This is a genomic window from Paraburkholderia sp., from assembly GCF_035948235.1.
In the GTDB taxonomy this organism is placed as follows: Bacteria; Pseudomonadota; Gammaproteobacteria; order Burkholderiales; family Burkholderiaceae; genus Paraburkholderia.
In genome coordinates this window covers 1-9,786 of sequence record NZ_DASZJJ010000345.1, presented here as the reverse complement: position 1 = coordinate 9,786, position 9,786 = coordinate 1, and the positions used below count along the sequence as shown (strand labels likewise).

11 protein-coding genes and 1 pseudogene are annotated in these 9,786 nt (G+C 65.1%); 5 read left to right on the top strand and 7 right to left on the bottom strand.

Translation table 11 applies throughout. The features are described 5' to 3' along the window. A partial coding sequence (locus tag VG320_RS30690) for a substrate binding domain-containing protein (protein WP_327203828.1) occupies positions 1–591 on the top strand: 591 nt, incomplete at its 5' end. A 158-nt stretch (positions 592–749) separates the two neighbouring features. Then, entirely contained in the window at positions 750–902 is a 153-nt protein-coding gene (locus tag VG320_RS30685; RefSeq protein WP_327203827.1) for a hypothetical protein, read from the top strand. A 46-nt stretch (positions 903–948) separates the two neighbouring features. Here VG320_RS30685 and VG320_RS30680 read toward each other — a convergent pair whose 3' ends face one another. From VG320_RS30680 to wrbA, 4 genes are all read right to left on the bottom strand, one after another. Further along, positions 949–1,755, bottom strand: coding sequence for a metallophosphoesterase (locus tag VG320_RS30680; RefSeq protein ID WP_327203826.1), 807 nt, complete (start codon positions 1,753–1,755; stop codon positions 949–951). A 19-nt stretch (positions 1,756–1,774) separates the two neighbouring features. Then, positions 1,775–3,202, bottom strand: a complete 1,428-nt coding sequence (locus VG320_RS30675) for an FAD-binding oxidoreductase (protein ID WP_327203825.1) — start codon at positions 3,200–3,202, stop codon at positions 1,775–1,777. Between the two features lie 170 nt (positions 3,203–3,372). Then, on the bottom strand, positions 3,373–3,720 hold the full coding sequence (locus VG320_RS30670; protein WP_327203829.1) for a DUF2069 domain-containing protein: 348 nt from the start codon (positions 3,718–3,720) through the stop codon (positions 3,373–3,375). Between the two features lie 164 nt (positions 3,721–3,884). Then, complete coding sequence (gene wrbA / locus VG320_RS30665; protein WP_327203824.1) at positions 3,885–4,505, bottom strand: NAD(P)H:quinone oxidoreductase; 621 nt, start codon at positions 4,503–4,505, stop codon at positions 3,885–3,887. Positions 4,506–4,630: 125 nt separating this feature from the next. Between wrbA and VG320_RS30660 the strand changes: the two genes are divergently transcribed. Beyond that, entirely contained in the window at positions 4,631–5,938 is a 1,308-nt protein-coding gene (locus tag VG320_RS30660) for a YihY family inner membrane protein (RefSeq protein ID WP_327203823.1), read from the top strand. A 39-nt stretch (positions 5,939–5,977) separates the two neighbouring features. On the opposite strand, the gene VG320_RS30655 is transcribed toward VG320_RS30660, so the two are convergent. The 3 genes from VG320_RS30655 to VG320_RS30645 all read right to left on the bottom strand — a co-directional run bounded on the left by VG320_RS30655 (position 5,978) and on the right by VG320_RS30645 (position 8,631). Further along, positions 5,978–6,304, bottom strand: coding sequence for an Mpo1-like protein (locus VG320_RS30655; protein ID WP_327203822.1), 327 nt, complete (start codon positions 6,302–6,304; stop codon positions 5,978–5,980). Positions 6,305–6,472: 168 nt separating this feature from the next. After that, positions 6,473–7,309: an alpha/beta hydrolase gene (locus VG320_RS30650; protein WP_327203821.1), complete on the bottom strand. Its 837-nt coding sequence runs from the start codon at positions 7,307–7,309 to the stop codon at positions 6,473–6,475. Beyond that, the gene (locus VG320_RS30645; protein WP_327203820.1) at positions 7,306–8,631 is read right to left on the bottom strand and encodes an O-acetylhomoserine aminocarboxypropyltransferase; all 1,326 of its coding nucleotides are present in this window, start codon (positions 8,629–8,631) and stop codon (positions 7,306–7,308) included. Before VG320_RS30645 ends, VG320_RS30650 begins: the two co-directional genes overlap by 4 nt. A 371-nt stretch (positions 8,632–9,002) precedes the next feature. Between VG320_RS30645 and VG320_RS30640 the strand changes: the two genes are divergently transcribed. Both VG320_RS30640 and VG320_RS30635 read left to right on the top strand, forming a co-directional pair. Then, complete coding sequence (locus VG320_RS30640; RefSeq protein ID WP_327203819.1) at positions 9,003–9,458, top strand: CBS domain-containing protein; 456 nt, start codon at positions 9,003–9,005, stop codon at positions 9,456–9,458. A gap of 118 nt (positions 9,459–9,576) precedes the next feature. After that, positions 9,577–9,786: pseudogene (locus tag VG320_RS30635) on the top strand (glycerol acyltransferase); the annotation flags it as partial.

Sequence of the window (9,786 nt, the reverse complement as noted above, 5' to 3'; positions counted from 1 at the left end):
CTCTATCCCGATGTCCACGTCGAATTGACGCTGGCGCAGCGCATGCCGGATCTGCTCGACGAGGGTTATGACGTGGCGCTGGTGCTGGCCACCGACCTGCCGGATTCGGGCTTCGTGTCGCAGCGGCTGACCAGCGCGTTCAGCATCGCCTGCGCATCGCCGGCCTATCTGGAGCGCTACGGCGTGCCGCAGACGCCGCGCGATCTCGTCAATCACCGCTGCCTGCAACTGGTGACGCCGGTGTTTCCGGCGTCGCAATGGCAGTTCACGGGGCCGTCGGGCCTGGAGACCATCGACCTCGGGCCGGCGACTTTCCAGGTGAACGTGGCCGAAGCGATGGCGGTAGGGGTGCGAGAAGGCATGGGCGTGGGGCTGCTGCCGATCTATTCGGCGATCAGCGGACTGCGCAGCGGCGAACTCGTGTGGATCCTGCCCGAGTACCGCTCGCAGGAAATGACCGTGTTCGCGATGTATCCGTCGCGCCAGTATCTGGACGCGAAGATCCGTACATGGGTCGAGATGCTGCGCGAAACACTGCCCGCGACGCTCGCCAAGGACCAGACCGAGTTGCGCCGCTTCGCGCGGACGTGATGCAGGCGTTAGCGTCCTCGGGAAAGGCGGTCGTGGGGCGTGCTGTGACAGGCTGTTACAGCTTCGCCTTCTGGCAACACTTCCTTACGCACAAGCGGGCGGCGGATTGATAAGGTAGCGCCACTGAAACGTCAATTCGCCAGAACCCGAGGATTTCCATGGATACGCATCTGATGATCGGCATCGCCGTGATGATGGGCCTGATCGGCATCGCCGCATCGCGCGACCTCCTGCGCATGCGCCGCGCACAGCTTCAGCCCGTCACGCTGCGCGTGCAGCGGCCGGTCGATACTTCGCGCGGCCTGCGCTAAGCGTTCTTCTGTTTGACGGGCGGGTGCGCGCCAGCCGCTGCACCGCTCAGATCTCTACGACTTTGTCCCACGCAAACGCCGGATTCTCCGGCAGACCGCTGCGCCGGTCGCGATAGCCGCGCGGATTGCACACCACGCGCGTGCCGTTCACCGTGTAATCGAAGCAGGTATGCGTGTGGCCATGAATCCAGAGCGCCGCGGGCGCGCCCACTAGCGCGCCCAGGTCGCTCACGAATCCCGCCGATACCGGATCGTTCGCATAGCGCGCCGCCAGGCTTAGCCGATGCGGCGCGTGGTGCGTCACCACGATCGTTTTGCCCGCGAAGGGCTTCGCCAGTTCCTCTGCCAGCCATGCGCGCGAACGCGCGTGCAGCGCCAGCGAATCCGCCGGTGTGAAATCGCGCGCGCCGGCTGCGGGGCTCGCGGGCCACGAAACCTGAATCAAGCCCTTGAGGTCGAGCATCACGCGCAGCGCCGCCGTGATTGCGGCTTCGCGCGCGGCGTCGTCGGCGCCGAAGAGCGCGAAGTCGGCCCATAGCGTTGTGCCGAGCACCCGGAATCGGCCCGCCGGATCGACGTAGGTTGCGTTGTTCAGGAAGTGCACGTTGTCGAGCGAGGAAGCGGCATCGCCCATCGCCGCCTCCAGCGCGCCGAGTTCGCCGTCGTAATACTCGTGATTGCCCGGCACATAGATCACGGGCACCTGCGGATCGAAGGTTTCGGCGGCCCAGCGCAGCCCAAGGCCGTGATTGTGGATGTCGCCCGCGAGCACGACGAGATCCGCCTCGGCGTGCGGAATCAGCTCGGGTTCGTCCTGCTCCAGATGCAGATCGGACAGCACGCGGATTTTCACGACGTTGCCTCCTCGCGGATTATCGAATGACCTTACCCGGATTCATCAGATTGAGCGGATCGAGCGCCGCCTTGATGGCGCGCATCATGCCCAGCTCCACTTCGCTCTTGTAGTGCGCGTTTTCCTCGACCTTCAACTGGCCGAGGCCGTGCTCTGCGCTGATCGTGCCGCGATGACGCGCGACGCTGTCATAGACGATGCGGTTGAGCAGTTTCTCGTTTTCGGCGAGAAACTGCTTCGGGTCGCCGCCTTCGGGCGCCTGTACGTTGTAATGCAGATTGCCGTCGCCCAGATGGCCGAACGTCACCATGCGCGCGCCCGGTACCGCACGCGCAATCTCCGCGCCGGTTTCTTCGATGAAATGGCCGATGCGCGAAATCGGCACGCCGATATCGTGCTTCACGTTCAATCCTTCCTGCGCCTGCGCGAGCGGAATGTGCTCGCGGATATTCCAGAACGCCTGCGACTGCGCGAGGCTCTCCGCCACCACCGCGTCTTCCACCAGACCCTGTTCGAGCGCCGCCTCCATGAGGCGCTCGAACAGCGCGCGGCCGTGCGCTTCGCTTTCGTTGTCGGACAGTTCGAGCAGCACGACCTGGGCGTGATGTTCGGCGAACGGATAGCGCAGTTGCGGGAAATGACGTCCCACGAGTTGCATGCAGAAGTCCGACATCAGTTCGAAACCGGTGAGCAGAGGCCCTGCGTAGCGCTGCGCGAGCGCGAGGAAATCAAGCGCCGCGTGCGCCGAGCCGAGCGCCGCAAGCGCCGTGACGCTGGCCGCAGGTTGCGGATGCAGCTTCATGACGGCGGCGGTGATGACGCCGAGCGTGCCTTCCGCGCCGATAAACAGATCGCGCAGATCGTAGCCGGTGTTGTCCTTGCGCAGCCCGCGCAGGCCGTCCCACAGTTCGCCCTGCGGCGTCACGACTTCAAGGCCAAGGCACAGCTCGCGCGTGTTGCCATAGCGCAGCACGCCCGTGCCGCCCGCGTTGGTCGACAGATTGCCGCCGATGGTGCAACTCCCTTCTGCGGCGAGCGAAAGCGGGAACAGTCGGCCGGCGTCGGCGGCGCGCGCCTGCACCTCGGCGAGGATCACGCCTGCTTCGACGGTGATCGTGTTGTTGTGGGCATCGATCTCGCGCACACGGTTCAGGCGGCGCAGGCTCAGCACCGCTTGCTCACCGCTCGTGTCGGGCGTCGCGCCGCCCGCGAGACCGGTGTTGCCGCCCTGCGGCACGAGCGCAACGCGATGCGCGTGCGCCAGCTTGACGATAGCGGCGGTTTCTTCGGCGCTGGCCGGGCAGAGCACGGCGCAGGTCGCGCCCTGATAGCGCTTGCGCCAGTCGGCGACATAGGGCGCGGTGTCGTGGGCGTCGGTCAGCACATGCTGCGCGCCGATGGCGGCGGCGCAGGCGTCGAGAAAGGCTTGGCGGGCGGATTGGGTCATGGCTTCGGTGGGGTGTCGGCGGCGCGAACGCTGCGGCGTGGCATAAGGAATGCGGCTGCTGTCCCGGCAATTAAACGGTTGGCGAAAGGATTGGCAAAACGTTCGGCGAAAAACCTAGTTTGACACCCCTGGCGTGGACCTGGCGCCGGCTTTCCACTGACCGTGCAGCTTTACGCGGCGTCGCGTTTCGCGCGCCGCGCGGCGCGTTTGAACGGCGCGACATAGGCGAGCGCGCAGCCGAAGAAGACGAGCGATAGCCCGACTTCGATCCAGCCGAGTGTGTCGCCGGGCGGGGGATCGGTCATACCGCGCACGATGCCTTCGGCGAAGTAGAGCAGCACCAGCATCGACGCCCATTGGAACGTGTAGAGCCGACGCCGGAACACGCCGGGCAGGGCGGCCGCGAGCGGCAGCGCCTTGAGCACCAGCGCGCTGCCGCCGGGACGCAGCGGCGCGATGCGCCATTCCCAGGCGAGGCACAGCGCAGTGAGCGCGGCCAGCACGACGAAAGCGCCCAGCGCAGCGTAGCGGCGCCCGGTGACTGGCGCGGTTGATGTGGAGGTGAGCGCACGTTCGCGCCGCGGGTTTTGCGATGACGGTAAAGTGCGCGGCTGCGCGTCGTGGCCGCCGCTGACGTTATCGCTGATTTTGCTGATCTTGCTCACGTCGGGCGGCCCGTCGCTCATGGCCGTTCGCCTCGCGGTTCGCTTTGAGCGAGCGCCAGCGAGGCGCGTGCGAGCCGCACGCCCAGCGCGACGGCAAGCGCTTTTTCATCGGCGCTCAAGCCATGGCCGCGTCCGTCCGAACGCGCATGATGCGACGCACCGTAAGGCGTGCCGCCGCCGTCCGTCGAGGAGAGCGCGCTTTCGGTGTACGGAATGCCCACGAGCAGCATGCCGTGATGCAAAAGCGGCAGCATCATCGACAGCAGCGTGCTTTCCTGGCCGCCATGCAGGCTGCCGGTGGAGGTGAACACGCAGCCGGGCTTGCCCGCGAGCGCGCCCGCGAGCCACTGCGGCGTGGTGCCGTCGAGAAAATATTTGAGCGGCGCGGCCATATTGCCGAAGCGCGTCGGCGAGCCGAGCGCGAGACCCGCGCATTCCTCCAGGTCGCGCAGCTCCGCGTAGGGCGGGCCGTCGTCGGGAATGTCGGGCGCGGTGGCCTCGCAGACCGTCGATACGGGTGGTACCGTGCGGATGCGCGCTTCGGCGCCCGCCACGCTGTCGATGCCCTGGGCGATGGCGCGTGCGAGTTCGCGGGTGGCGCCATGGCGGCTGTAATAGAGCACAAGAATCGGTTTCATCGGACCTCGTCGGTGGACGGGATATTATAGGGTCTGGGTTCGGCGCGGTTTTTGCGAAGTGCCCACGGGGTTTCCACCGCGACGCGCGTCAGAGGCGCGCCGCGCCGTCTGGAGAAGGCTGGACAATGGATGTGTTGTCGAGAGTACGGATCGATCTGGATATCGTGAAGCGGCTGGCGCGCTTTGCAGCGCGGCGCAGCCGCGAGGATCGCATTCCGCAGGTGGCGGGCAGCCTCACGTTCACGACCATGCTGGCGATCGTGCCGCTTGCCACGGTCGCGTTCGCGCTCTTCACTGCGTTTCCCATCTTCGCGTCGTTCCAGAACTCGCTGCAGGGTTTTCTCGCCGATCACCTGATGCCGGCACAGATCAACAGCCAGATCTTTCTCTACCTCAATCAGTTCGCGTCGAAGGCCAAGGGCCTCACGACGATGGGCATGATCGTGCTGTTCGTCACGTCCGTCATGACGATGATGACGGTCGAGTCGGCCTTCAACGTGATCTGGCGCGTGCGCAAGGCGCGGCCCCTCGCGCAGCGGGTGCTGGTGTACTGGGCGATTCTCACGCTCGGACCGATTCTGATTGGCGTGAGTCTGTCGATTTCGTCGTATCTGTTCACGCGCTCGCTGGCGCTGGCCACCGAGCAGCATGTGTCGATGCTGTTCGACTGGATGCTGATGGGCGCGTCGCTGCCGCTCACGGCGCTGGCTTTCACGATGCTCTACGTTTATCTGCCGAATTGCCGCGTGGAGTGGCGCGACGCGCTGATCGGCGGGATCGCCTCGGCCGTGGCGTTTGAGCTGGCCAAGCGCGGCTTCGGCTACTACGTGCGGCGCATTCCCACTTACACGGCGGTTTATGGCGCTTTCGCGGCGGCACCGATGTTCCTGCTCTGGATGTATCTGAGCTGGTTCATCACGCTGGTGGGCGCGATGATTACGTCGGCGTTGCCGGAGATCCGTACCGGACGCTTCAACCGGCCGCGTTTTCCGGGCAGCGACCTGCTGGACGCACTGGAACTGCTGGGCGGTCTCGCCGAAACGCGCGACGCGGGCAGACCTGGCCTCACCGCCGAGCAGATCGCGCAGCTATTGCGGCGCGATCTGGCCACCGTCAGGCGGCTCGTGAACACGCTTGAAGAGGACGAACTGATCGCGCAACTGGAAAAGGACGGCGTGAAGCCCCATTACGTGCTGATCGGCAATCCGGCGCGCATTTCCGTTGAGCGCATCTACGCGCGCTTCGTCATCGATCGCAAGGAACTGGCGTATCAATTGAAGTCCAGCGATATCGATGCCGGAATGCTGCTGACCGCGCTCGAGAACGACAAGTTGTCGGTTTCGCTGGCCTCATTGCTGGCGGCGCGTCGCGAACTGGCGCGCATGGCCGAGGCGAACGGCCAGTCGCCCGCGCTGCCGCACCCGGCGGCATAAAGCTTGCCGGCTGGGCGCGCGGGCTGCCACGCGACGTTGTCAGAGCGAAATCTTGCCGCGACAGATATCCGAGAACATGACCCAGTCGCCCATCAGGCTGTAGACCGGATGGCGGAAGGTGGCGGGGCGATTCTTCTCGAACATGAAATGACCGATCCACGCGAAGCCGTAGCCGCAGATCACGGCAGCGGGCAGCCATAGCCACATGCCTGTGGCTATCGCCATGGCCACGCAGCCGATCACGCCCAGCGAGCCGATGAAATGCAGCCGCCGCGACATGAGGTTGCTGTGTTCGCTTAGATAGAACGGGTAAAACTCCGCGAAATTTGCGAAGTGCTGATGTTCGGTATGGGTGGCGTGTGTCATGTCTCCTCCTTGCGCGTGGGGGACTCGGACGGGCGCTCAAAGGCTGCGCCTGTCGGTCATTCTCTTGCGAATCGAACGACCGTGCAAGCCGGGAAAGCCTCGGGATCGGCGTGCGTGACGTCATCGTTCCCGAGGCATTTTCAGACCCGGTCAACCGGGTCTATCCGCTCAGCCGTTGCCCACACGCGGTCCACGCACAACAAAATCATGGAGCGCATCGAGCGTGGCGTCGGGCTGTTCGGTCATCAGCGCGTGGCCCGCGTCGAGCGTCACCGTATCGACGCGCACGCCCGCATCCTTCAACGCCCGGGCGATTTCAGCGCTCGCTCGCGGCGGCGTCATGACATCGCGTTTGCCGACGATCAGGCGCACCGGGCAGGACACTTTTGCCGCGCTCGTGAGGCCGTCACCATAGGCGTTGCAGGCCGCGAAATCGGTGTGAAAGAGCTGTGGCTCGCCTCGCGCCGCGACGCGCTCCATCAGCCGCTGGTTCATGCCGCGCAGCCAGAAGCCGGGACCTGGACTCGACGGTTTGGCCGCGAGTGTCGAGTGCGACCAGGCATTTACGAGGGCGATGGCTTCCGGTTCGCGCTCGCGGGCGGCTTCGAGCAGCGCGGGCGCAACCGCCATGGGAAACGCAGTGGCGAGCAGCGCGATGGCGCTGGCGCGTTGCGCATGGCGCGCCGCAAACTCCAGCGCGACGAGCGAGCCCATGCTATGCCCCGCGACGAAGGCTTTCTCCACCTGTAGTGCCGCGAGCAGCGCGTCGAGCCAGTCGGCGAGCGTACCGATGCTGGTGAGCGCCGGCCCGGCGCTGCGCATATGGCCGGGCAGATCGACGGCCAGCACGCTAAAGCCGTGATGCGCGAAATAGCGTGACTGCAATCCCCACACACTATGGTCGTGCTGCGCGCCGTGGACGAACACAATCACGGGCCGCGACGGATCGAATGCCCGCCCGCCCGTGTAGGCGTAAACGCTTTTGCCTGCGACGTCGACGATCATTTCGTCTCCTTGCCCGTAGCGTTTTTGGAGCCGCTATCGCTTTTCTGCGAAGCCTTGAGCGCGCGCTTGAGATCGTCGATCAGGTCGTCGGGGTCCTCCAGGCCTATCGACAGCCGGATCGTGCCCGCGCCGATGCCCGCCGCCTTGAGCGCCGCTTCGTCCATGCGGAAATGCGTGGTGGAGGCGGGATGGATCACGAGCGAGCGCGCATCGCCCACGTTGGCGAGGTGCGAGAAGAGCGAGAGCGCTTCGATAAAGCGTTTGCCCGCTTCACGGCCGCCCTTGAGGTCGAAGCTGAACACGGCGCCTGCGCCGCGCGGTAGCAGGCGTTTCGCGAGTGCGTAGTCGCGATGGCTTTCGAGTTCGGGATAGCCGACGGCTTCGATGGCGTCGTGCGCCGCGAGAAATTCGACGATGCGCCGCGTGTTGGCCACATGGCGTTCCATACGCAGCGGCAGTGTTTCGATGCCCTGGAGTAGTTGCCACGCAGCCTGCGGGTGCAGACAGGCGCCGAAGTCGCGCAGGCCCTCGCGGCGCGCCCGCAACAGAAAGGGCGCCACGCTGCTTTCCTCGCTGAAAACCATGCCATGAAAGCCCGCGTAGGGCTGCGTGAACTCCGGAAATTGCCCCGAGGCTTCGAAATCGAACGTGCCGCCATCAACCAGCACGCCGCCGATGGTCGTGCCGTGGCCGCCCAGAAACTTGGTAGCCGAGTGATAGACGAAATCCGCGCCGTGCTCGAACGGGCGCAGCAGGTAAGGCGTCGTGAACGTCGAATCGACGAGCAGTGGCACGCGATGCTCATGCGCGATCTGCGCGACGGCGGCGATGTCCAGCACGTCGAGCCCCGGGTTGCCGAGCGTTTCGCCAAACAGCAGGCGCGTATTGGGGCGCAGCGCCGCGCGCCAGGCATCGAGGTCGCCGGGCTTCACGAAGGTCGTCTCAATGCCGAAGCGGCGCAGCGTGTAGTCGAGCAAATTGTGCGAGCCGCCATAGAGCGCCGCCGACGCAACAATATGCGCGCCCGCGCCCATCAGCGTGGCGATGGCCAGATGCAGCGCGGCCTGGCCGCTCGCGGTGCCGATCGCGCCCGCGCCGCCTTCCAGCGCCGCGACGCGCTCCTCGAACACCGCCACTGTGGGGTTCGAGATGCGCGAGTAGACGTGGCCCGCGCGCTCCATATTGAAGAGCGAAGCGGCGTGGTCGGTGTCGCGGAACGAAAACGACGTGGTTTGATAGATCGGCGTCGCGCGCGCGCCGGTAACGGGGTCGGGCGCGGCGCCGGCATGCAGCGCGAGCGTGTCGAAACGGGGATCGGACATTCTGGCAGCACAGCCGGCGCGAACCGGCGACGGGTGAAAGGTGCTGGCATCGTATCACCGGCCACGCGGTCGGCAATGCGCCTTCGGTGTCGCCAAAGCCTCGGGCAACGCCCCGAAACCCTTGCGGGAAGGGGCGCGGCACGGATCGACACCTGGCCGTCCGGTATAACCCGAATGGCCGATGCGGCATCGCACAAAAGCGCGTGGCCATGCGCTTCAAGCCGCGCCAGCAGGCGTTTTCAGGGCCGGGGTGCTTCTTTCGGCCCGCTTTCCCGCGGCTTTTCTTTTGACGGTCTTTCCGCTAGGATCGAAACAGGTAGGTATCTTTTCAGCATCTCCCCCATTAGACCGGCATTTCCTGGAGACACATCATGCGTGTGAGCGATATTCTCAAGGTCAAGGGCAATACGCTCTACACCGTCACGCCGGACACGGCGCTGCACGACGCAGTCAACACCATGGCCGAGCACGACATCGGCTCGCTCGTCGTCATGGAGTACGGCGATCTGGTCGGCATGCTCTCGTTCCGCGAGATCATTCTCACGCTGCGCACCAATGGCGGCAGCGTGGGCACCACGACGATCCGCAAGGTCATGGACGACCATCCCATCACCTGCACGCCGGAAACCGAAGTCGACGAAGTGCGCCGCATGATGCTCGAACATCACGTGCGCTATCTGCCCGTGATGGAAAGCCGCTCGCTGATGGGCGTGATCTCGTTCTATGACGTGGCGAAGGCGGTGGTCGAAGCGCAGGGCTTCGAAAACAAGCTGCTCAAGGCTTATATCCGCGACTGGCCCGAAGAAGAGCGTCATTCGGCGACGTAATTGCCGGAACAAGGGCTAACCGGTTTTCACTTTGCCCTGAAGAACCCGTATGAAAAGCGCGCTTCAGGCGCGCTTTTTCACGTCTGCCGACTGATTCCGACCGCATAAATATAAATCGATGAACGATAGACCGATGCCCGCAGCACAGGTGGCGCCCGTTGAAGAGAGCGGCCACGGCTCGCAGTTCGCGCTGCTGCGCCAGCGGCGTTTCGCGCCGTTCTTCTGGACGCAGTTTCTGGGCGCGATGAACGACAACGTGTTCAAGATCGGTTTCACGTCGCTCGTCACGTATCAGACCGCGCGCTTTTCCGGCGTCGACGCGAAGACC

Coding starts and splice junctions, on each gene's coding strand:
- VG320_RS30685 (WP_327203827.1), top strand. CDS start 750: ATGGATACGCATCTGATGATCGGCATCGCCGTGATGATGGGCCTGATC.
- VG320_RS30650 (WP_327203821.1), bottom strand. CDS start 7,309: ATGATCGTCGACGTCGCAGGCAAAAGCGTTTACGCCTACACGGGCGGG.
- VG320_RS30660 (WP_327203823.1), top strand. CDS start 4,631: ATGGATGTGTTGTCGAGAGTACGGATCGATCTGGATATCGTGAAGCGG.
- wrbA (WP_327203824.1), bottom strand. CDS start 4,505: ATGAAACCGATTCTTGTGCTCTATTACAGCCGCCATGGCGCCACCCGC.
- VG320_RS30640 (WP_327203819.1), top strand. CDS start 9,003: ATGCGTGTGAGCGATATTCTCAAGGTCAAGGGCAATACGCTCTACACC.
- VG320_RS30645 (WP_327203820.1), bottom strand. CDS start 8,631: ATGTCCGATCCCCGTTTCGACACGCTCGCGCTGCATGCCGGCGCCGCG.
- VG320_RS30675 (WP_327203825.1), bottom strand. CDS start 3,202: ATGACCCAATCCGCCCGCCAAGCCTTTCTCGACGCCTGCGCCGCCGCC.
- VG320_RS30655 (WP_327203822.1), bottom strand. CDS start 6,304: ATGACACACGCCACCCATACCGAACATCAGCACTTCGCAAATTTCGCG.